The sequence below is a fragment of the Novosphingobium sp. ES2-1 genome, assembly GCF_015169775.1.
Classification (GTDB): Bacteria; Pseudomonadota; Alphaproteobacteria; order Sphingomonadales; family Sphingomonadaceae; genus Novosphingobium; species Novosphingobium subterraneum.
The window spans coordinates 2,989,784-3,011,739 of record NZ_CP063445.1; the positions used below are offsets into that span (position 1 = coordinate 2,989,784).

The 21,956-nt window shown below is 64.2% G+C and carries 21 protein-coding genes; 10 read left to right on the forward strand and 11 right to left on the reverse strand.

Features of this window, described 5'->3' with window-relative positions; genetic code table 11:
- Positions 1-95: 95 nt before the first annotated feature.
- Positions 96-848, forward strand: coding sequence for a bifunctional 2-polyprenyl-6-hydroxyphenol methylase/3-demethylubiquinol 3-O-methyltransferase UbiG (gene ubiG / locus IM701_RS14615; protein WP_039333411.1), 753 nt, complete (start codon positions 96-98; stop codon positions 846-848).
- A 3-nt stretch (positions 849-851) separates the two neighbouring features.
- Entirely contained in the window at positions 852-1,031 is a 180-nt protein-coding gene (locus tag IM701_RS14620) for a hypothetical protein (RefSeq protein ID WP_039333409.1), read from the forward strand.
- 161 nt (positions 1,032-1,192) lie between these two features.
- Here IM701_RS14620 and IM701_RS14625 read toward each other — a convergent pair whose 3' ends face one another.
- Together IM701_RS14625 and IM701_RS14630 are read right to left on the reverse strand one after the other, a co-directional pair.
- Positions 1,193-1,600 (reverse strand): thioesterase family protein, encoded by a 408-nt coding sequence (locus IM701_RS14625; protein WP_062346714.1) that lies wholly within the window; start codon positions 1,598-1,600, stop codon positions 1,193-1,195.
- A 70-nt stretch (positions 1,601-1,670) separates the two neighbouring features.
- On the reverse strand, positions 1,671-2,384 hold the full coding sequence (locus IM701_RS14630; protein WP_039333689.1) for an NAD-dependent deacylase: 714 nt from the start codon (positions 2,382-2,384) through the stop codon (positions 1,671-1,673).
- A gap of 35 nt (positions 2,385-2,419) precedes the next feature.
- On the opposite strand from IM701_RS14630, the gene dapB reads away from it, so the two are divergent.
- Genes dapB through IM701_RS14645 form a run of 3 tightly spaced genes read left to right on the forward strand, consistent with a single transcriptional unit; the run spans position 2,420 to position 4,261 of the window.
- Positions 2,420-3,148 (forward strand): 4-hydroxy-tetrahydrodipicolinate reductase, encoded by a 729-nt coding sequence (gene dapB / locus IM701_RS14635; RefSeq protein ID WP_039333406.1) that lies wholly within the window; start codon positions 2,420-2,422, stop codon positions 3,146-3,148.
- Position 3,149: 1 nt separating this feature from the next.
- Positions 3,150-3,860 (forward strand): endonuclease III, encoded by a 711-nt coding sequence (gene nth, locus IM701_RS14640; RefSeq protein ID WP_062346712.1) that lies wholly within the window; start codon positions 3,150-3,152, stop codon positions 3,858-3,860.
- Positions 3,857-4,261, forward strand: coding sequence for a hypothetical protein (locus IM701_RS14645; protein ID WP_062346710.1), 405 nt, complete (start codon positions 3,857-3,859; stop codon positions 4,259-4,261). The genes nth and IM701_RS14645 overlap by 4 nt, the downstream gene beginning before the upstream one ends.
- Positions 4,262-4,264: 3 nt before the next feature.
- On the opposite strand, the gene IM701_RS14650 is transcribed toward IM701_RS14645, so the two are convergent.
- Both IM701_RS14650 and aroC read right to left on the reverse strand, forming a co-directional pair.
- Entirely contained in the window at positions 4,265-5,584 is a 1,320-nt protein-coding gene (locus tag IM701_RS14650) for a dicarboxylate/amino acid:cation symporter (RefSeq protein WP_082734705.1), read from the reverse strand.
- 90 nt (positions 5,585-5,674) lie between these two features.
- Complete coding sequence (aroC, locus tag IM701_RS14655; RefSeq protein WP_193827333.1) at positions 5,675-6,757, reverse strand: chorismate synthase; 1,083 nt, start codon at positions 6,755-6,757, stop codon at positions 5,675-5,677.
- Positions 6,758-6,832: 75 nt separating this feature from the next.
- Between aroC and IM701_RS14660 the strand changes: the two genes are divergently transcribed.
- Positions 6,833-7,144 carry an antibiotic biosynthesis monooxygenase gene (locus IM701_RS14660; protein WP_062346706.1) on the forward strand — a complete coding sequence of 104 codons (312 nt, stop codon included), beginning with the start codon at positions 6,833-6,835 and terminating at the stop codon, positions 7,142-7,144.
- Complete coding sequence (locus tag IM701_RS14665; RefSeq protein ID WP_193827334.1) at positions 7,141-7,488, forward strand: arsenate reductase; 348 nt, start codon at positions 7,141-7,143, stop codon at positions 7,486-7,488. The genes IM701_RS14660 and IM701_RS14665 overlap by 4 nt, the downstream gene beginning before the upstream one ends.
- Before the next feature lie 1,179 nt (positions 7,489-8,667).
- On the opposite strand, the gene IM701_RS14670 is transcribed toward IM701_RS14665, so the two are convergent.
- From IM701_RS14670 to IM701_RS14685, 4 genes are all read right to left on the reverse strand, one after another.
- On the reverse strand, positions 8,668-9,108 hold the full coding sequence (locus IM701_RS14670; RefSeq protein ID WP_039333396.1) for a biopolymer transporter ExbD: 441 nt from the start codon (positions 9,106-9,108) through the stop codon (positions 8,668-8,670).
- A 45-nt stretch (positions 9,109-9,153) separates the two neighbouring features.
- Entirely contained in the window at positions 9,154-9,681 is a 528-nt protein-coding gene (locus IM701_RS14675; protein WP_082013322.1) for a biopolymer transporter ExbD, read from the reverse strand.
- Between the two features lie 120 nt (positions 9,682-9,801).
- Positions 9,802-10,557: a MotA/TolQ/ExbB proton channel family protein gene (locus IM701_RS14680; protein ID WP_039333391.1), complete on the reverse strand. Its 756-nt coding sequence runs from the start codon at positions 10,555-10,557 to the stop codon at positions 9,802-9,804.
- Between the two features lie 81 nt (positions 10,558-10,638).
- Positions 10,639-11,301: an energy transducer TonB gene (locus IM701_RS14685; protein WP_039333390.1), complete on the reverse strand. Its 663-nt coding sequence runs from the start codon at positions 11,299-11,301 to the stop codon at positions 10,639-10,641.
- A gap of 333 nt (positions 11,302-11,634) precedes the next feature.
- Here IM701_RS14685 and IM701_RS14690 point away from each other — a divergent pair, with 333 nt between their 5' ends.
- Positions 11,635-12,528, forward strand: coding sequence for a hypothetical protein (locus IM701_RS14690; protein ID WP_193827335.1), 894 nt, complete (start codon positions 11,635-11,637; stop codon positions 12,526-12,528).
- A gap of 111 nt (positions 12,529-12,639) precedes the next feature.
- Complete coding sequence (locus IM701_RS14695; protein ID WP_193827336.1) at positions 12,640-13,947, forward strand: homoserine dehydrogenase; 1,308 nt, start codon at positions 12,640-12,642, stop codon at positions 13,945-13,947.
- Positions 13,948-13,959: 12 nt separating this feature from the next.
- Here IM701_RS14695 and IM701_RS14700 read toward each other — a convergent pair whose 3' ends face one another.
- Entirely contained in the window at positions 13,960-14,238 is a 279-nt protein-coding gene (locus IM701_RS14700) for a hypothetical protein (protein ID WP_193827337.1), read from the reverse strand.
- A 408-nt stretch (positions 14,239-14,646) separates the two neighbouring features.
- Between IM701_RS14700 and glpX the strand changes: the two genes are divergently transcribed.
- The gene (glpX, locus tag IM701_RS14705; RefSeq protein WP_156451962.1) at positions 14,647-15,630 is read left to right on the forward strand and encodes a class II fructose-bisphosphatase; all 984 of its coding nucleotides are present in this window, start codon (positions 14,647-14,649) and stop codon (positions 15,628-15,630) included.
- A gap of 60 nt (positions 15,631-15,690) precedes the next feature.
- Here glpX and IM701_RS14710 read toward each other — a convergent pair whose 3' ends face one another.
- Together IM701_RS14710 and rpoC are read right to left on the reverse strand one after the other, a co-directional pair.
- On the reverse strand, positions 15,691-17,493 hold the full coding sequence (locus IM701_RS14710) for a methyl-accepting chemotaxis protein (protein WP_193827338.1): 1,803 nt from the start codon (positions 17,491-17,493) through the stop codon (positions 15,691-15,693).
- A gap of 179 nt (positions 17,494-17,672) precedes the next feature.
- Positions 17,673-21,956 carry a DNA-directed RNA polymerase subunit beta' gene (gene rpoC, locus IM701_RS14715; RefSeq protein WP_039337853.1) on the reverse strand — a complete coding sequence of 1,428 codons (4,284 nt, stop codon included), beginning with the start codon at positions 21,954-21,956 and terminating at the stop codon, positions 17,673-17,675.

The window sequence follows — 21,956 nt, forward strand, 5'->3', positions numbered from 1 at the left end:
ATGCGGGCCAAGGGCTTGCTCCTGAAGTCTTGCGCGTAAGAATCTTGCCCGCAAGGTCGGTGGACCTTGCAGCGCGGGCGCTTTAGGGACGGCTTATGAGCAATGCAACCTCTGCGAATACCATTCGCCCAGCGACCATCAGAGAATCTGAAGCCGCCCACTTCGGCAAGCTGGCGGCGGACTGGTGGAACCCCAAGGGCTCCTCGGCCATGCTGCATAAGCTCAACCCGGTGCGCCTCTCCTTCATTCGCGACGCCATCGACGCGCATTTCGGCAACGATTCGCGCGCAGCAAGGCCACTGGCTGCCAAAAGGGCGCTCGACGTCGGTTGCGGCGCCGGCCTGCTGTGCGAACCGCTGGCCCGGCTCGGCGCGGAAGTGACCGGGGTGGACGCAGCCGAAGAGAACATCGCCGCCGCCCGGCTCCATGCAGAAGGTTCAGGGCTCGGCATCGACTACCGCTGCGGCGATGTCGGCCAGCTCGGCCTTGCAGGCTACGACCTCGTCACCTCGATGGAAGTGATCGAACACGTGGCCGACAAGGCCGCCTTCATTGCTGCACTGGAGGCTGCGCTCGCCCCCGGCGGGCTGATGATCCTCTCCACCCCCAACCGCACCACGCGCTCGCGCCTGCTGCTGGTCGAAGGCGCAGAGGCCATCGGCATGGTGCCCCGGGGTACGCACCACTGGGACGATTTCATCACGCCGGTCGAACTGCACGACCTGCTCGAGGACGCGGGCCTCAAGATGGGCAATCCCATGGGCATCGCATGGAGCGTGTCGAAGGGCCTGCACCTGTCCGACGACCTCGCGCTCAACTACATCGCCACCGTGACCCGGAAGGATTGAGCCATGGCCGAACGCTTCGAACGCCACAAGCAGGCCTGGACCGCCGACGAAATCAGCAAGCTGCACACGCTCGCCAAGAAAGGCATGGCCCTCAAGGCCATCGCCAAGGCCCTCACCCGCAGCGAGGAATCGGTCAAGCAGCGCGCCAAGAACGACGGCCTTTCCATCGCCAAGCTGCGCTGAGGCCTCTGCCCTGCCCCCGCTCATCCGGAGCTTGTCGAAGGCTGCCTGGCGCACGATGCTTCGACAGGCTCAGCATGAGCGGCGGTGATGAATTTGCAAAAAAATCCGCTCGTCCTGAGCTTGTCGAAGGACACTGGCTTGGCACGAAGGCGCTACGAGGTTCACTCCGCCGCAGAAGGCAGGAACTTCTCGACCAGTTCGCGCGCCAGCCGCGCCGGGCGGAGCGTCTCGGCATCGAGGCAGCACCAGCTCGACTTGACCTCGGCCAGCACTTCTTCGCCGCGCTTGATGATCGTCTCGTAGAACGCGCGCGCACCCTGCACTTTCTCGAGGATCACGTGGGCTATCACCTGGTCATCGAGAAAGGTCGGGCGGCGATAGGTGATCTCATGCTTCAGCGCGACCCACAGGTGCGCGGCGACCGCCTCGGCCGGGGCCAGCGCACGCCAGTGGTCGATCACCGCATCCTGCACCCACGTGAGGTATGAGGCGTTGTTGACGTGGCCCATGAAGTCGATGTCATCGGGCTTTACGGCGATTGGGACGAGATGGGGGATCACGTTGCTCACACTGATGTAGGTAACATGATTCGCGGCACTTTGACAGGCGCGAGATCACCCTTTTCGCTGCAGCAACACTTTAACTTGAGAGAAGTTCCTCAACCCATGCCGGGACGATCTCCGTAGCGGCGCCAAGACGGGTTTCGTGGAACCACGCCGACCCCTGACTACGCTCGAGATTGAGCTCCAGCGTCTGCACGCCAAGGTCCCGCGCGGTGCGGACCAGCCCCGCCGCCGGATAGACTGCACCAGACGTGCCGATCGATACGAACAGATCCGCTTCCGAAACCGCCCGATAGATCTCGTCCATCCGGTAAGGCACTTCCCCGAACCACACCACGTCCGGACGCAGCGCCTGCATGCCGCAAGTCGGGCACTCTGGCCGATGGAGCAGCGGCCCGGTCCAGCGGTGCCGCCGGTCGCAAGAGGTGCACCACGCCTTGAGGTGCTCGCCATGCATGTGCAGCACGTTCAGCGCACCGCCCCGCTCGTGCAGATCGTCGACGTTCTGCGTGACGATCAGCACTTCGCCACCCGCCCGCTTCGCCCATTCCCGGTCGAGCCGGGCCAGCGCGTAATGGGCGGCGTTGGGCTCCTTGGTCTGGATCGCCTCGCGCCGCATGTCATAGAACCGCAGCACCAGGTTCGGGTCACGCGCGAAGGCCTCGGGCGTCGCCACGTCCTCGACCCGGTGCTGCTCCCATAGCCCCCCGCCTCCGCGAAAGGTATCGATACCGGACTCTGCAGAAATTCCGGCTCCGGTAAGAATGACGATATTGCGTGGGGTGCTCATCACGACCATGAAGCACGCGACGTGAAGGATAGGCAATGACCAGAATCGGAATCATCGGCAGCGCTGGACGAATGGGCAATGCGCTGCAGGCAGCAGTTGCAGCAGCCGGGCACGAATTTGCCGGCGGGATAGACAAGGGCGGCGACCCGCTCGCCCTCGCCCAGTCCAGTGACGTGCTGGTCGATTTCTCCGCTCCGGGCGCATTGGAATTCAATCTCGATGCCGCGATCCACACCGGCGTGCCCATCGTCATCGGCACCACCGGGCTCGAGGAGCGCCACCACTGGCTGATCGATTCGGCAGCGGTAAGCATCCCCGTGCTGCAGACCGGGAACACCTCGCTGGGCGTGACCTTGCTCAGCCACCTGGTGCGCGAAGCTGCCTCCCGCCTCGGCGAGGACTGGGACATCGAGATCGTCGAGACCCACCACCGCATGAAGGTCGACGCGCCCTCGGGCACCGCGCTGCTGCTCGGCGAAGCGGCAGCCAAGGGGCGCGGCGTGCATCTGGCCGATGAAGCCGTGCGTGGCCGCGATGGCATCACCGGCGCGCGCAAGGCCGGCACGATCGGCTTTGCCGCCTTGCGCGGCGGCTCTGTCGCAGGCGACCACTCGGTCCACTTCCTTGCCGATAACGAACGCCTGACCTTCTCCCACCTTGCCGAGAATCGCGGCATCTTCGCCAAGGGCGCGATCCGCGCGGCGGAGTGGATCATCGGCAAGGCACCGGGCCGCTACACCATGCCCGAGGTGTTGGGCCTCTGACATGAAGTCGGCGGACATCTTCGAATTTTTCCGCCGCCTCGCCGAGGCCAACCCCTCGCCCGAGACAGAGCTGGAATACGGCAACGTCTACCAGTTGCTGGTGGCCGTCACGCTCTCGGCACAGGCGACCGACGTCGGCGTGAACAAGGCGACGCGCAAGCTGTTCGCCATCGTCAAGACGCCGCAGGACATGCTCGACCTTGGCGAGGAGGGCCTGAAGCAGCACATCAAGACCATCGGCCTGTTCAATTCCAAGGCCAAGAACGTCATGGCCATGGCCGAAATCCTTGTGCGCGAACACGGCGGCGAGGTTCCGGCAGACCGCGATCTCCTCACGCAGCTCCCCGGCGTTGGCCGCAAGACCGCCAACGTCGTGATGAACTGCGCGTTCGGCGCGGAAACCTTTGCGGTCGATACGCATATCTTCCGTGTCGGCAATCGCACCGGCCTTGCGAAGGGAAAGACGCCACTCGCCGTTGAGAAAGGGCTGGAGAAGAAGGTTCCCCAGCCGTTTCGCGTCGGCGCGCACCACTGGCTGATCCTGCACGGACGCTATGTGTGCAAGGCGCGGACGCCCGAATGCTGGCACTGCGGGCTGGTTGATCTTTGCAGCTTCAAGGGCAAGGTTCTGGAGAAAGGAGCCAGGCCCGCCCAGGCCAGGAAGGCAAAGGCTCCCGCAGGCCAGAAGGCAAGGAAGGAGAGCAAGGCATGAAGCGCGTGACTCCATTTCTGATCGCAGGGGTGGCACTGGCCGTGGCCGGCTGCACTGCCGATGCAAAACAGGGCAATGACGGCCACCGTAGCGACATTCCCAAGGCAAAGGTCGTCGGCAAGCCGGTCAATTGCCTGCCTCTCCAGACCATCCGCGAAAGCCAGGTCCGCGATGACTGGACCATCGACTTCCGCACCAGCGGCGGCCAGTGGTATCGCAACACCCTGCCCAACCGTTGCTTCAGCCTCGGGTTCGAGCGCGCTTTCTCCTACTCGACCTCGCTCACCCAGCTCTGCAATGTCGACATCATCACGGTGCTGGTGAACAACGGCGGCCCCGGCCCGATCAACCGGGGCGCCTGCGGTCTGGGCGAATTCACTCCGGTCGAACTGGAGAAATAGGGCCTACTTCTCGTAGTTGACCGGGTCGAGGTTAAGCCCTGCCCGACCATCGGCCACGGTATGGGCAGGTGCGTGCGGTGGCTCGGCATCGGGGTCCAGCGGCGGTTGCAACATGCCTTCCCACTTGGTGATGACCGAGGTCGCCACTGCATTGCCGACGACGTTGGTGGCGGTGCGCCCCATGTCCAGGAAGGTATCGACGCCGAGCAGCAGGGCGATGCCCTCGAGCGGCAGCCCGAATTGCGTCAGCGTGGCGGCAATCACCACGAGGCTTGCGCGCGGCACCCCGGCAATGCCCTTCGAGGTCACCATCAGCGTCAGCAGCATGGCGATCTGCTGCCCCATGGAAAGCTCGATGCCATAGGCCTGCGCGATGAACATCGTCGCAAAGCTGGTGTACATCATCGAACCGTCGAGGTTGAAGCTGTAGCCCAGCGGCAGCACGAACCCTGAAATGCGGCGCGGCACGCCGAAGCGGTCGAGTTGTTCGAACAGCTTGGGCAGCGCTGATTCGGAACTCGCGGTCGAAAACGCCAGCAGCAGCGGCTCGCGAATGTAACGCGCCAGAAGGAAGATGCGGCCCTTGAGGAAGATCCCGCCCAGCGTCAGCAGGATGATCCACAGCAGCAGCAGCCCGAAGTAGAACTCCGAGACGAACACGCCATAGGTCACGACGATGCCGAGCCCCTTGGTCGCGATCACCGAAGCCAGCGCCCCGAACACGGCAAGCGGCGCCATGCGCATGACATAGTCGGTGATCTGCAGCATGAGATGCGCCAGCGCCTCGCAGCCGCGCACGATCGGCGCCCCGGTCTCGCCGATGGCCGACAGCGCCACGCCCGCGAACAGCGAGAACACGAGGATCTGCAGCACGTTGTTCTTAGCCATCGCGTCGAGGGCACTGGTCGGGAAAATCTCGAGCACGAAGTGGCGCAAGGTGAAGTCCGCCGTCGCCAGATCGCCCACTGGCCCGGCGGCCGTGAATTCCAGCCCCACCCCTGGCTTGAAAAGGTTCACCAGCAAGAGGCCGAGACCGATCGAGATCAGGCTGGCGGTGATGAACCATGCCAGCGCCCGCCCGCCGATCCGGCCCAGCGCCGCGCTGTCGCCCATTCCGGCGATGCCCGTCACCAGCGTCGCCAGAATCAGGGGCGCGATGATCATCTTGATCAGGTGCAGGAAGATGTCAGGCAGCAGCTTCAGCGTATCGGCGATCTGCGCCAGCGTTTCGTCGCCCTTGGGATAGCTGGTGTTGAGCACGTAACCGACGAGGATGCCGAGCACCATGCCGATCACGATGTAGAGGGTAAGGCGCTTGGCCAAGAAACGTGCTCCCGCAATTTTGTTGCAGAGGAGACTAACGACCTTTCACCAGCGGCTCAACCGCCGCCGATCTTTTAACAGCAGCCGCTTTTAGCCGACTTGCCCCCGGTGCAGCAGCTTCTGGTCCGCCAGCACCAGCGCCATCATCGCCTCAACCACAGGAACCCCGCGAATGCCCACGCATGGGTCATGGCGGCCCTTGGTGAACAGCTCGGTCGCCTCACCCTCTTGCGTGATCGTCGGCATCGGCGTGAGGATTGAGGACGTCGGCTTGAACGCCACGCGCACCGTCACCGGCTGCCCGGTCGAAATGCCGCCGGCAATGCCGCCCGCGTGGTTCGCCAGGAATTCAGGCGCCCCGGAACCCGGCCGCATCGGATCGGCGTTGCCTTCGCCGGTATTGCGCGCCGCTTCGAAGCCGTCGCCGATCTCCACGCCCTTGACCGCATTGATGCCCATCATCGCATGGGCGAGTTCGGCATCGAGCTTGGCATAGAGCGGTGCGCCCCAGCCGGCCGGAACCCCCGTCGCCACGCATTCCACCACCGCACCCAGCGACGAGCCCGATTTGCGCGCCTCGTCGACCCGCTTTTCCCAGCGCGCCGCCGCCCACGAATCCGGGCAGAAGAACGGGTTGCGGCCGATCTCGTCGGCATCGAAGTGATCCATGTCGATGCGGTCGCCACCGATTTCGCTGACCCAGGCAAGGATCTGGACTTCGGGGATGACCAGACGCGCCACGGCGCCAGCGGCCACGCGCGAAGCCGTCTCGCGCGCCGACGAGCGCCCGCCGCCGCGATAGTCGCGGAAACCGTACTTGGCATCATAGGCATAGTCGGCGTGACCGGGGCGATAGGCCTTGGCCACGTCGCCATAGTCCTTCGAACGCTGGTCCACGTTCTCGATCATCAGGCTGATCGGCGTTCCCGTCGTGCGTCTGACACCATCTGGGCCCTCGAACACGCCCGAGAGGATGCGCACCTGGTCCGGCTCCTGCCGCTGCGTGGTAAAGCGCGACTGGCCGGGGCGGCGCGCGTCGAGGAACGGCTGGATCTGTGCCTCGCTGATGGCAAGGCCGGGAGGGCAGCCGTCGACCACCGCGCCAATCGCGGGCCCGTGGCTTTCGCCCCAGGTGGTGAAACGGAAGAGGTGACCGAAGCTGTTCAGGCTCATGGGATGGCGCTTTGTCGCAGATGCGCGGAAAAGTCCACCTTTCGGCGCGCGGGCCATCGCGCTATCGCTTGCCCCATGTTCCTCGTCGTCTTCCGCAACCGCAAGCGCGCCGATATCGATGCCGCCGCCTACTCTGCCGATGCCCAGGCGATGGAAGAGCTCGCCGCCCGGCAGCCCGGTTACCTCGCCTTCAAGAGCTATACTGCCGACGACGGCGAGGTCATTGCCCTGTCTGAATGGGAGGATGAGGCATCGGCACTGGCATGGCGCCGCGTTGCCCATCACGCCGAAATGCAGGCAAGGGGCCGCACCGAATACTACGAGAGCTATACCCTTTTCGCGGGCACGCCAACGCGCGTGCACCGCTTCAACAGGCAGGACTCATGAGCATCACCGTCTACGGCATCCCCAACTGCGACACGGTCAAGAAGGCGCGGGTCTGGCTCGACAAGCAGGGCATCGCCTACACCTTCCATGACTACAAGAAGCAGGGTGCCGACCCCGCCCGGATCGCCCGATGGATCGCCGCCGCCGGACTCGACAAGGTGGTGAACAAGGCCGGCACGACATTCCGCAAGCTCGACGACGCCCAGAAGGCCACCCTTGCCGGAGACGACGCCCCCGCCGTGCTCGCCGAAAACACTTCCGTCATCAAGCGCCCTATCGTGGAGCATCGGGGCGGCTTGCTGGTCGGTTTCAAGGAGGCGGAGTGGACCTCGGCATTAACCTGATTTCGTCTCGTAACGTGACGCCGATCTGCCCTTGCAGTTATCAGCGATCCTAATCGTCGTGCTGGTCTGGAGCCGGAGTCTCTCTGTCCTCGCGCGCCACCAACACTCCAAGAACAGTCGTCGCCCCGGGCTTGACCCGGGGCTGGGCTTTTCTTCTGCGCTTCCTGTGAACCAAGGGAGCGGGATCCCGGGTCAAAGCCCGGGATGACGACTGAGGGTGGTGCAAAGATAACTTGACAAAACGAACCATATAGGTTACATGCTCCGCCCACAGGTCAGGAGAGGGCACAAGGCCAACCCGCTCCTCTCCCTTCGGAAGCTGACGCTGTGTGCGGAGGCTTCCGGCGCGATCGGTGCGGCAGGTGCGCAGCGGGTTCAATGCGGGGCGTAAAGCCCAGACCCACCGGGCAAACCCTGCCGTTACCCAAGGACAGACAGGACACCCCAGGGCTGATAGCACGGCGCCGAACCCTGAGCGACGCTGCGGATGCGGAACCCGCCATGATTGTGCGACAGTGTCAGCACAAACGACAGGTTCTTTTCACGCAGCCGCTTGCCAGAAGCCAAGGCAGTACGCGAGCCGCTGCCAAGGCTTCGTCCTTTCACATGTGTCCGACCATCAGGCTGAGCCGACAAGGGGCCCGGAACCGCCCCCCGGCCACTCGCACCCGGTCCCGCGCCCTCCCCGCTGCGTGCCACAACGGCACCGCACCGGTCGCGCGATCTGCACCTCCCCCGGCGTCACCGGTCCGCATTCGCCAGCGGATGATGCTCTTTGTTGGAGAGAAGAAGGGTTTCTCGCAGAGGCGCGGAGCGAGCAGAGATCGCGGAAAAGAGTACGGCCTGCGCCCGGGCTGTCATGCGCAAAGACGGGAAGACGCAAAGGGATTGCGCGCGCCGCAGGCCTTCAGTGCCGATCGCACGAAATGCCAGCATTGTGAGGCGGCTTTGCCACATGGCGCGCCATCTTCGTGTCTTTGTATCGTTGGGTCAGATACCTCTTTCTTCTCTGCGATCTCTGCTCCCTCTGTGCCTTTGCGAGAAACAAGCGCGTAACCTTCTCCGCGCCTCCGCGCGAAACACCCTTCCCAAGCAGGCGTGGGTGCAGAAGCTTTGCCACAACAAAAAAGGGAGCGGTTCGCACCGCTCCCTCTTGTCTTCAGCCCTCGGGCTAAGTCCTTAGTTCGGACCCTTTTCGAAAGTGGCGAAGTTCTCGTTGCCGACGAAGCCGAACTTCGTGACCTTGGCGTCCGTGATGATCTTCATCAGCCGGTTCGCGATCTCGTAGCTGGCGAATTCCTCGGGCTGGAACTGCAGTTCCGGCTCGGGGTTGATCCCCTTCGTCGAGGCGATGATCGAGACCAGCTGGCCTTCGCTTACCGAAGCACCATTCCAGAGGATCTGGTTGGTCGCGGTCAGCACCAGCTTGTTCTTGATCGGATCGATCGTGACGTTGTTGGGGATGTTCGTCGGCTGCGGGAGGTCGATGTTCACCGCATGCGTGGCCACCGGGATGGTGATGATGAACATGATGAGGAGAACGAGCATGACGTCGATCAACGGCGTCGTGTTCATTTCCATCATCGGCGAGCCATCATCCTTGCCGCCGCTCATTGCCATGGTTGGTACTCCTGTTCGCTCTCTGGACCTGTCGAGGGTCCGGGCTTAGCCCGGATCGACCGGCGTCGAGATGAAGCCGACTTTGGGATAGCCAGCGGACTGGACGTTGTAGATGGCCCCTGCGATGCACTTCCACGGCACGTTCACGTCGCCACGGATATGCACTTCGGGGATCTTCTCGGGGTCCATGTTGGCGGCGCCGCCTTCACGCTTCACGATCGCATCGAGGCGATTGAAAGCCTGCTGGTACAGCTCCTGGTTGTCCACCGGGGTGATGTTGTTGAAATAGACGCGGCACTGGCCGGTGCGCGAAGAACCCTCGTAACCGGGTTCCTTCGGGCTACGGCCTGCGGCGTCCGTCGAGACGACCGACAGCATCAGGTTCTCGACCTTGTCCTGCGATTCCTCGCTGACAAGCACGGGGACTTTGAGCTTCTCGATCGACTGGATCGCGACGGGCACCGCGATGAGGAAGATGATCAGCAGCACCAGCATCACGTCCACGAGCGGCGTGGTGTTGATGTCCGACATCGGGCGTTCTTCTCCGCCAGCGCCGCCTACAGACATTGCCATGGGTTACATCCTATCCGTTTTGAGCCGCGAGAGGGGCCGGAGCGATCCGGAGAAAGACTCCGGCCTGGGACCCGCGTTCCGGAAAGGGGCCGGCGACATGCCGCCGACCCGGTTCTTTGCTTACTTCTTGACCGGAGCGGCCGGGGTGGCCGGAGCAGCCGGAAGAGCAGGCTTCACAGCGCCCTTCGAGTTGATGTTCGCCAGGATGTCGGTCGAGAAGCCCGAGAGCAGCTCTGCGATCTTCTTGTTCCGAGCCTGCAGCCAGTTGTAGGCAAGCACGGCCGGAACGGCGACGAGAAGACCCAGCGCGGTCATGATCAGAGCTTCACCGACCGGACCTGCGACCTTGTCGATCGAGGCCGAACCGGCGAGGCCGATGTTGATCAGCGCGTTGTAGATGCCGACCACGGTACCGAACAGACCGATGAACGGAGCGGTAGCACCGACGGTGGCGAGGAACGGAAGGCCGCCGGCGAGGCGAGCGTTCACGAACGCTTCCGAGCGGGCGAGCGAACCGTGCAGCCAGTCATGGGCTTCCATGGCGTCGGTCATCTTGCCGTGCTGGTCTTCGGCGGCGATGCCGTCGTCGACGATCTGGCGCCATGCCGAGTTCTTTTCGAGCTTCGCAGCGCCTTCACGCAGCGAGGGAGCGCGCCAGAACGTGCCGATGTTCTTGTACTGGCCGATGATCTTGTTCTGCTCCATGAGCTTGGTGAACAGGATGTAGAACGAACCGAACGACATGATCGCGAGGATCACGAGGGTGGCGATGCCGATCCAGTTCGGCTGACCGTTCGGGAACAGGGCTTCCTTGATGCCGAAGGACTTCTGCGGCGCTGCGGCGCCAGCGGCGGCAGCAAGAGCGTAGATGAACATTGCGAGTCTTCCTCTTCAATTCAAATCAAAGTGCGTGAGTGCCGGTCGGACCAGGCTCTCGTGTCAGCTCCGCGGTGCGGATCAATCCTTCGGGATGACCCAGCGGATCGAGTTCGAATACGAGCCCGTGGTCGGCTGGCCTTCACCGTCGGTCGCGGGCGTGAAACGCGCGCGGCGGCGGACGTTGGCGCAGGTCGCCTCGTCAAGATCCGGGCTGCCTGAAGATCTGGTGATCTGGCAGTCCGTCACCTTGCCGTCGGTACCGACCGTGACACGGAAACCCGTGGTGCCTTCACGCTCTTCGCGAAGCGCACGCGAGGGGTAGTCGTTCGACGTCGCCCAGTTGCCGGGATTGCCCTTTGGCGCAGCGCCCTTGGGCTGGAAGCGCGGCGGGGGCGGAGCGGCAGGCGGTGCAGGAAGCGCAACCGGCGCCGGCGGAGCCGGAATCGGAGGAGCTTCATTGACCGTCTGAACCTGCGGCGCCGGCGCGTTGAAGCTGATCGGCGGCGGAGGCGCGACGATCGGCGGCGGCGGCGTGTTCTCCTTCGGAGGCGGCGGCGGCGGCGGCTCCTCCGGCGGCTTCTCTTCCTCGATGTTGACCGCCGAGGTCACCTCTTTGACCTTCTTGAACGCCTCTTGAGCCAGGCCCGTAACGAGCGCGTAGCCAACGGCGACATGAAGAATCGCAACGACGATGAGCGCGGTGATCTTGTTACCGCTCATCTGTTGGTCAGCGTATGCCATTCAGCTCCAATACTCCTGATCGCCCACCCGGGCCCGGAGCACGCGCATGACGGCCCTGACCAAGGTGGTGCCCGCGCGCAGGATCACCGTCCTGCCCGAAGGCCAATCCAGCAAATTTCAATCCACCCTGCCGGCAACCCGGTCCGCCGACATCAAACCAGGGGGTTTGGCGGCGGCAAGCGTCGGGCTGCTTGTTTTGGATTGCCCGAACCGGCGCATCTTTAACGGCGAAGCCAAAGGCGCGCAAATGCTTTATCCGTTAACTCGTGATTCATGGTTGCACTGCCTGAAATCAGCCAGAAACGAAGCGCGGATTCCGCCGGAGACCCTGTTATGCCTAGGTTTGTATCGAATGCTGCGCTCCCTGCCGCTGCCTTCGCAATGCTCTTTTCAGGATTCGCAGCCACCTCGGCCAGCGCTCAGCAATCAGCGATTCGGCGTGATGACGGCGCTGTCACCGCCGGGGCGGCGCCTTCTGTTACCTACGCCGACCTTGCCTCGCTGGCCGACGCTGCCGAGACCGTGCTGCGCGTGCAGGTGCGCAAGGCATCGCGGCTCAAGCCCGAACAGGCTCCCGGCGTAGCCCCGGGAATGGCCCGCGTGCTGATCGAAGCCCGCACCCAGACCGTGCTGACTGGCCCCGCCATGGGCGAGACCGTGCGCTATCTGGCCGATGTTCCGCTCGATGCCCGGGGGAAAGTCCCGAAGCTTTCGAAGGCGGTCATGCTGCTGTTTGCAAGGACCGTGCCCGGTCGCGCCGGAGAGATCAGCCTTGTCGATGCGGGCGCGCAGTTGCCCTGGTCAGGCGAAACCGAGATGCGGACGCGCGCGATTCTCACCGAAATGCTTTCGCCCGACGCGCCGCCGCGGATCAAGGGCGTGCGCGAGGTCCTGCATGTTCCCGGCAATCTTGTCGGCGAAGGCGAGACGCAGGTGTTCCTGCAAACCCAGAACAATGCGCCCGTGTCGCTCTCTGTCGTCCGCCGCCCGGGCATGGGGCGGACCTGGGGTGTCAGCCTGTCCGAGATCGTCGACCAGGCAGCCCGCCCGCCCGCCCGCGACACGCTTACGTGGTATCGCCTTGCCTGCAGCCTGCCTGCGCAGATGCCACCGGGCGCGAGTCTCTCCGGCAGCGCTGCGCACGTCCGCGCCGCAGCCGACGATTACGCCTTCGTCATTGCCCAGCTTGGCGAGTGCAGCCGCAACCGGCCCGCAGTGGAGCGCTGATCAAACGCGAGGTTGCCCGCCTCGCTCATGTCTCCTAAGGCCCGCCGCGCAGAATCTGTTATTGGCATAATTTGCTGATGGCATCTGCCAGTTTCAGCGGACGGGAATGACATGAGCGAACCTTTGCGCATCGCGCTGGCCGGGCTGGGCACGGTCGGCGGCGGGGTAATCCGGTTGATCGAGGCCAATGCGGACCTCATCGCAAGGCGTGCGGGTCGTCCGATCGTCATTACCACCGTCAGCGCGCGCAATCGCCAAAAGGACCGGGGCTTCGACGTCTCGCGCTATGCCTGGGAAGACGACATGGTCATCCTGGGCGAGCGGCCCGACGTCGACGTGGTGGTCGAGCTGGTCGGCGGTGCCGATGGTCCGGCGCTCGCGCTTGCTCGCACCACGTTCGAAGCAGGCAAGGCGCTGGTCACCGCCAACAAGGCCATGATCGCGCACCACGGCGTGGAACTGGCGACGAAGGCCGAGGCGGCGAAAGTCGCTCTCAAGTTCGAGGCGGCAGTCGCCGGTGGCATCCCGGTCATCAAGGGCCTGAAGGAAGGCGTTGCCGCCAACGAGATCGCGCGGGTCTACGGCATCCTCAACGGCACCTGCAATTACATCCTCTCGACCATGGAGGACACCGGCCGCGACTTTGCCGACGTCCTCGCCGAGGCGCAGGCCAAGGGCTATGCGGAGGCCGATCCGACCTTCGACATCGACGGCATCGACGCTGCCCACAAGCTCTCGATCCTCTCCTCGATCGCGTTCGGCACCGCGGTAGACTTCGCGCCGGTTGCAGCGACCGGCATTCGCCGCGTGCTGGCGGCCGATATCGCGCAGGCCGATGCGCTCGGCTACTATATCCGCCTGATCGGCATGGCCGAGACGGAGGTCGACGCCGCCGGCAACCGCCGCCTGTTCCAGCGCGTGCACCCGCATCTCGTCCACCGCGACCACCCGCTCGCCCATGTCGATGGTGCCACGAATGCCGTCGTCGCGGAGGGCAACTTCGTCGGCCGCCTGCTGTTTCAGGGCGCGGGCGCCGGTGATGGCCCCACGGCCAGTGCGGTCGTGGCCGACCTTATCGACATTGCCCGCGGCGATATCGGTGCGCCGTTCTCGATTCCCGTGGCCGAACTCGATCATGCGGCTCCCGCAGACGTGGGCCACCGTACCGGCAAGGCCTATATCCGCTTCAACGTCGCGGACCGCCCCGGTGTTCTGGCCGAGATCACTGCGGCGATGCGCGATGCGGGCGTATCCATCGAAAGCCTGATCCAGAAGGGCGGGGCCGACAACGCGCCGGTCATGGTCTCGCTGGTCACGCACGAAGGGCCGGAAAGCGCGATCAGCGAAGCGCTGCGCCTGCTTGATGGCTCACCGGTTCTGGCAGAGCCGCCGCTGGTCATGCATATCCTCGGCGAATAACGACCGCCGCCGTCAGGGCGCGGGGATTTCGCCCTTGGCAATCCGGTCCGCATCCGAGCCCGGCGGCGGTGGCGGCAGCGCCTTGATATCGAACATGTAGATCTCGTGGGGCTTGCCGCCAAGGCCGATGCAGCCCCGGCTGCAATCGCGCAGGCCCGAGACGTTCGGCGCGCGGGGCAGGCCGTCGTCGGTCGACTTTGCGCCGTCGGTTTCGTCACGAAGCGGCACGCGCTCGCGGTCGCTCGCGTCCTTGCCGCCGCAGACCACGATGGTTCCGTCAGACCTCTGCATCGGCCTGCACCGCTGGGTCTGGGAAGTGGTCAGCAGGTTTCGCGCAACTTCCGCGTCGCTGGTCGCCGCACCAGGTACGACCGGCCCCTGCTTCGCCGGAGTTGCCGCGGGCGCCTGATCCTGCGCAGACGCGGGACAAGCGCCAAAAAGAAGCGCAAGGCCTGCCAGAACTGCCACTCTCTGTCTCGACAAGACCCTTACCTCACGTCTAGTGCCAGGTCACACCAGCGTCATCTGTGCCACGCATTGCCTTTTGCGAGACATAGTGATGTTTGCGCATACGTTTGCACAGCTTGTGCGCCGCGTCGAGCCGGGTCTGCCGGGGAAATGCTGCACATCGGCTGAACCATGACAATACTCGTGCTAGATTCGTCACCACCCGACCAAGCTGGAGCCATCGTGACCGAAATGACCAAAAATCCCGCCGCTTCGCAGGTTCTTGACCGCGTCCTCGTGCTCGAAATGGTCCGGGTGACCGAGGCCGCGGCGATTGGCGCCTCGCGCCTGATCGGCCGTGGAGACGAGAAGGCCGCCGATGCTGCGGCAGTGGAAGCCATGCGGGCTGCCTTCAACGAACTCTACATGGACGGCACCGTGGTGATCGGCGAAGGCGAGCGCGACGAGGCGCCAATGCTCTATATCGGCGAAAAGGTCGGCGCGGCGCCAGGCAAGGGCCCGAAGATCGACATCGCTCTCGATCCGCTCGAAGGCACGACCATCACCGCCAAGGATGGCCCCAACGCACTTGCCGTGCTGGCCGTGGCTGAAGAAGGCGGCCTGCTCAACGCACCGGACGTCTACATGGACAAGCTGGCCTGTGGCCCCGGCTATCCCGACGGGATCATCGACCTCGACAAGTCGCCCACCGAGAACGTGAAGGCCGTGGCAGCGGCCAAGGGCGTCGCTCCCGGCGACATCAACGTCTGCGTGCTGGATCGTCCGCGCCATTCTGCCCTGATTGCTGAGCTGCGCTCGCTGGGTTGCGGCATCAAGCTGATCCCCGATGGTGACGTGGCGGGCGTGATCGCGGTGACCAACGAGGAAACCGGCGTCGACATGTACATGGGCACTGGCGGCGCTCCGGAAGGCGTGCTTGCCGCAGCAGCGCTGCGCTGCGTTGGCGGGCAGTTCAAGGGCCGCCTGCTGTTCCGCAACGAGGACGAGAAGGCCCGCGCCCGCAAGTGGGGCATCGAGGACCTGAACAAGCAGTATGACCTGATCGAGCTGGCCAAGGGTGACTGCATCTTTGCCGCTACCGGCGTGACCGACGGCTCGCTGCTGGCAGGCGTCAAGGTGCACAAGAGCGGCGTGATGACCACCGAAAGCGTGGTGATGCGCGCCTCATCCGGCACCGTGCGCTGGGTCAAGGGCGAGCACCGCAGGGGCCGCTGACCACTGTGCATGGGTTGACTGCAAGGCCGGATGCCATGGGCGTCCGGCCTTGCTGCATTTTCATGTACCGAAGCGCAGGATCCTGGGTGGCGCCACATCCTCTTGGAGCGCGGAAGAGCGCCGCAAGACCTGCGGGTTGGGCACCTCTGTCGGCCGGTTTTCGATATCGCGCGTGCGGAAGGTCGAGACCAGATCGGTCAGCCGCTCCGCCTCGGAGGACAGGCTGCGGGTTGCCGCCGAGGATTCCTCCACCATTGCCGCGTTCGCCTGCGTCATCCGGTCCATGGCGGCCACTTCCACGTTGACCTGCTCAAGACTTTCCGCCTGTCGCGCCGCGGCCTGCGCGATCTGCGTGACCAAAGCATCGACTGCTGCGATCTGATCGACGATGCCGGTCAGGCGGGAGCCGGTTTCGCCAACCAGTCGGACACCCTCCTCCACCTGGCTCGTGCTGTTCTCGATCAGAGTCTTGATGTTCTGCGCGGCTTCGGCAGAGCGCTGGGCAAGGGCACGGACTTCGGTTGCGACAACGGCAAAGCCCTTGCCGGATTCGCCCGCGCGTGCGGCCTCGACACCAGCATTCAGGGCCAGCAGGTTGGTCTGGAACGCGATTCCATCGATGACCGAGATGATATTGCTGATCTCCTGCGCCGATGCTTCGATCGCGGCCATCGCGGCAATGGCCTGCTGCACCACTTCGCCGCCACTGCTGGCCTCGCCATGGGCCGAGCTGATCGCAACATTGACATCCTTTGCCCCCGATGCGGTTTCCCGCACGCTGCCGGTCACGCTTTGCATGGCCGATGCGGTCTGGGCGAGGCTCGATGCCTGCTGCTCGTTGCGCCGCGCCAGATCGTCGCTGGCATCGCGGATCTCGGCGATCGAATTGAGCACACTCGCTGCGCCCACACGTACGGTGCGCATTGCCGATGCAAGGGCATCGACGGCGATGTTGTAGTTCGTCCGCAGCTCCTCGTAGGCTTCGGGGAAGCGCTGGTCGATGCGATGTTCGAGATTCTGGCGCGCCATGCAGTCAAGGCCTGCCGATAGCGCCGCAACGACTGCCTGCTGCTCCTCCTGCGCCTTGGCCCGGGCGATGCCGTTCTCCCGGAAAACACCAATGGCGCGTGCCATCACGCCGATCTCGTCATTCCGCTCCGCCCCCGAAGCCTCGGTGCGATAATCGCCTTCGGCCATGCGCTGCATCGTCCCGGCAGTCTCGACCAACGGCGCAACGACGCGCTGCCGGATCATCCTGGCGGCAAACAGCACGATAGCGAGAACAGCGCAGGCAATCGCCGCGAACGCTGCGATCAGGATGAACACGAGGCGATTGGCATTTTCCATCAGCGCGGCGCGATAGGCGGTGGACCGCTCAACGAGATGCTCGACCGCGTCGTGCTGTTTCAGGTAGGCTGGGGCAAGTTCCTCCTGCTGGACTCGCAGCATCGTCGCGGTATCCCCGGATTCGAGAGCCGGAAGAAATCGCTGGTCGATGGCCTGCCAGAATGCATCGGCAGTGCCGATGGTGGCCTGCACTTCGTTGCGCAGTTCATCAGGCACAGGCGCCGTGGCCCAATAGGCCTTGCGCTGTTCGAACAGCGCGCGCTCTTCGGCGAGTTCCGCCTTTGCGTGAACGGCGTGCGCGGGGTCGGTCAGCGACCATGTGGCGTGAAGATAGGGTTCGACGACGAACGCCGGCGGCGGCAGGATGTCTGCCAGGAGTTCGTCCTGCAACAGGTTCTGCTTGTGGAGCGGTCCGCCGAACCGAATATAGCTGACCGCCACGCCCACGATCAGGATCGCCGCGAGTATCAATGCGACGACCAGTTTGGCGCCACGTGAAGTCTGCTCACTGAGCATGCCGTGTCCCTTGAGATTGGTATACATGGCATGAGGCAACGAAGTTAGATTGGCGTGTCAGGAGCGTAGGAAGTTCTACTGCCGTAGAAGCCCGGCGCCCCTGTCAAGCAGACGTAAAAAGGCCCCGCCGGATCGCTCCGGCGAGGCCTTCAAACTGTCCCTGACGGATCGACGAAGCCTTACGCCTCGTCGCCCTCGATCAGGTAATCGCCGGCATCGGCGTCGGTGCCGTGGGTCTCGCCCTCGACCGCCGCCAGCGGATCGTCACCGATTGCGGCTTCCGGCCCTTGCGCCAGCTCGGCTGCATGCTCTTCGGCTGCCGTCGCCGGAGCGATCAGCGATTCCTGGAGCTTGCGGTAGGAGGCACGCAGCGCGGCATCGCGCGAGGAGGCGGCGACGCGCAGGCGGTTCATGCCCGCACCGGTACCGGCGGGGATGAGACGACCGACGATCACGTTCTCCTTGAGACCGATCAGCGAGTCCTTCTTGCCTTCCACGGCCGCCTGCGTGAGCACGCGGGTGGTTTCCTGGAACGACGCGGCCGAGATGAACGAGCGCGTCTGCAGCGAGGCCTTGGTGATGCCCAGCAGCACCGGCTTGCCTTCGGCGGGCTGCATGCCCTCTTCCAGCTTGGCGTTGGTTTCGAGCATCTCCTCGAGGTCGACCTGTTCGCCCGGCAGCAGGGTGGTGTCGCCACCGTTGGTGATCTCGACCTTCTGCAGCATCTGGCGAACGATCACCTCGATGTGCTTGTCGTTGATCTTCACGCCCTGCAAGCGATAGACTTCCTGGATTTCCGCGACGAGGTATTCGGCCAGAGCCTCGACACCCATCACTTCCAGAATGTCGTGCGGATCGGGCGAGCCCGAGATCAGGTTGTCGCCCTTCTTGACGTAGTCGCCTTCCTGCACGTCGATCACGCGGCTCTTCGGCACGAGGTACTCGACCGGTTCACCCTCTTCCGGGATGATCGCGATCTTGCGCTTGGCCTTGTAGTCACGCACGAACTCGATGCGCCCTGCGATCTTGGCGATGATCGAATTGTCCTTCGGCTTGCGGGCCTCGAACAGTTCGGCAACGCGCGGCAGACCGCCGGTGATGTCGCGGGTCTTGGCGGCTTCGCGCGATGCACGGGCGAGGATGTCGCCCGCTTCGACGCGCTGGCCGTCCTCGACCGAGAGCGTGGTGCCCGGAGCCATCAGGTAGCGTGCAGCTTCGCCCGAATCGTCGTCGAGCAGGGTCAGGCGAGGACGCAGGTCCTCCTTCTTGCCCCGGCCGGCGGCACGGTTCTCGGTGACGACGCGGCTCGACATGCCGGTGGCTTCGTCGGTCTGCTCGGTCAGGGTCTTGCCGTCGACAAGGTCCTGATAGCGCACGATACCCGGCTTTTCGGTGATCACCGGCAGGGTGAACGGGTCCCACTCGGCCAGGCGATCGCCCTGCGAGATGATGGCGCCGTTCTCGTGCAGCAGGTGAGTACCGTAAGGCACGCGGTGGATCGCGCGCTCACGGCCCTCGGTGTCCATGACCACGATTTCGCCGTTGCGAGCCAGCGACAGACGACGGCCGCGCTTGTCGGTGATCGTCGGAATGTCGCGGTAGACCACGGTACCATCCGAGATCGCCTCGAGGTGCGACTGCTCGTTGACCTGCGCCGCGCCACCGATGTGGAAGGTACGCATGGTCAGCTGGGTGCCCGGCTCACCGATCGACTGCGCGGCGATGACGCCGACAGCTTCACCGATGTTGACCGGCGTCCCGCGCGCAAGGTCACGGCCATAGCACGTGCCGCACACGCCCTGCTGGGCTTCGCAGACCAGCGGCGAGCGGATCTTGGCCGACTGCACGCCGGCAGCTTCGATCTTCGCGATCGCGGCTTCGTCGAGCAGTTCGCCCTTCTGCGCGATGACCTCGCCCGACTTCGCCTCGATCAGGTCTTCGGCAAGGGTACGGCCAAGGATGCGCTCGCCCAGCGAGGCAATCGTCGAACCGCCCTGGACGATCGCGCGCATTTCCAGCGCACGCTCGGTGCCGCAGTCTTCCTCGATCACGACGCAGTCCTGCGACACGTCGACCAGACGACGGGTCAGGTAACCCGAGTTCGCGGTCTTCAGCGCGGTGTCCGCGAGGCCCTTACGAGCACCGTGGGTCGAGTTGAAGTATTCAAGAACGGTCAGACCTTCCTTGAAGTTCGAAATGATCGGGGTTTCGATGATCTCGCCCGAGGGCTTGGCCATCAGGCCGCGCATGCCCGCAAGCTGCTTCATCTGCGCCGGGGAGCCACGAGCGCCCGAGTGCGACATCATGTAGATCGCGTTGATCGGCTTCTGACGGCCGGTCGCCTCGTCGACAGGCGAGCTCTTGAGCTCTTCCATCATGGCATTCGCAACCTGGTCGCCGCAACGGCTCCAGGCGTCGATCACCTTGTTGTACTTTTCCTGCTGGGTGATCAGGCCGTCCTGGTACTGCTGCTCGTAGTCGGCAACCAGTTCCTTGGTCTCGGCAACCAGCGCATCCTTGCTGTCGGGGATGATCATGTCATCCTTGCCGAACGAGATGCCTGCCTTGAACGCGTTGCGGAAGCCCAGCGCCATGATGGCGTCGGCGAACAGCACCGTGTCCTTCTGGCCGGTGTGGCGATAGACCTGGTCGATCACGTCGCCGATTTCCTTCTTGGTCAGAAGGCGGTTGACGATCTCGAACGGAACCTTGTGGCTCTTGGGCAGGCATTCGCCGATCAGCATGCGGCCCGGCGTCGTTTCGAAACGCTTGAGGTACTGCTTGCCGTTCTCGTCGGTCTGCGGAACGCGGGCGATGATCTTCGAGTGCAGCGTGACGGCCTTGGCCTCCAGCGCCTGGTGCACTTCGGCCATGTCGGCCAGCATCATGCCTTCGCCCGGCTCGCCAGCGCGGTCCATCGACAGATAGTAGATGCCCAGCACCATGTCCTGCGAAGGCACGATGATCGGCTTGCCGTTGGCGGGCGAGAGGATGTTGTTGGTCGACATCATCAGCACGCGCGCTTCGAGCTGGGCTTCCAGCGAAAGCGGTACGTGGACGGCCATCTGGTCACCGTCGAAGTCGGCGTTGAAGGCCGAGCAGACGAGCGGGTGCAGCTGGATCGCCTTGCCTTCGATGAGGACCGGCTCGAACGCCTGGATGCCGAGACGGTGCAGCGTCGGCGCCCGGTTCAGCATCACCGGGTGTTCGCGGATCACCTCGTCGAGGATGTCCCAGACTTCCTTGCGTTCCTTCTCGACCCACTTCTTGGCCTGCTTCAGGGTCATCGACAGACCCTTGGCATCGAGGCGGGCGTAGATGAACGGCTTGAACAGTTCGAGCGCCATCTTCTTCGGAAGGCCGCACTGGTGCAGCTTGAGTTCAGGGCCGGTCACGATGACCGAACGGCCCGAATAGTCGACGCGCTTGCCGAGCAGGTTCTGGCGGAAGCGGCCCTGCTTGCCCTTGAGCATGTCGGACAGCGACTTCAGCGGACGCTTGTTGGCGCCAGTGATCACGCGGCCACGGCGACCGTTGTCGAACAGCGCGTCAACGGCTTCCTGCAGCATGCGCTTTTCGTTGCGGACGATGATGTCCGGCGCGCGCAGCTCAATCAGGCGCTTGAGGCGGTTGTTGCGGTTGATGACGCGGCGATAGAGGTCGTTGAGGTCCGAGGTCGCGAAGCGGCCACCGTCCAATGGCACCAGCGGGCGCAGTTCGGGCGGAATGACCGGCACGACATCGAGGATCATCCATTCCGGACGATTGCCCGAATCGATGAACGATTCCACGACCTTGAGGCGCTTGATGATCTTCTTGGGCTTCAGCTCGGACTTGGTCGTCCGCAGCTCTTCCATCAGATCGTCGCGCTCCTGCTCGAGATCGAGGTTCATCAGCATGTGCTTGACGGCCTCGGCACCGATGCCGGCCGAGAAGGCGTCTTCGCCATACTCGTCCTGCGCGTCGAGCAGTTCGTCCTCGGTCAGCAGCTGGTACTTCTCGAGCGGGGTCAGGCCCGGCTCGATGACGACGTAGCTTTCGAAGTAGAGGATGCGCTCAAGCTGCTTGAGCTGCATGTCGAGGAGCAGGCCGATGCGCGAAGGCAGCGACTTGAGGAACCAGATGTGCGCGACCGGCGCGGCCAGTTCGATATGGCCCATGCGCTCGCGGCGCACCTTGGTGACGGTGACTTCGACGCCGCACTTTTCGCAGACGACGCCCTTGTACTTCATGCGCTTGTACTTGCCGCAGAGGCACTCGTAGTCCTTCACGGGGCCGAAGATGCGCGCGCAGAACAGGCCGTCACGCTCGGGCTTGAACGTGCGGTAGTTGATGGTTTCCGGCTTCTTGATCTCGCCGAAGGACCAGCTGCGAATGCGCTCAGGCGACGCCAGACCGATCTGGATCTGGTCGAAGGTCTCGGGCTTGGCGAGCTGGTTGGTGAATTTGGTCAGGTCGTTCAT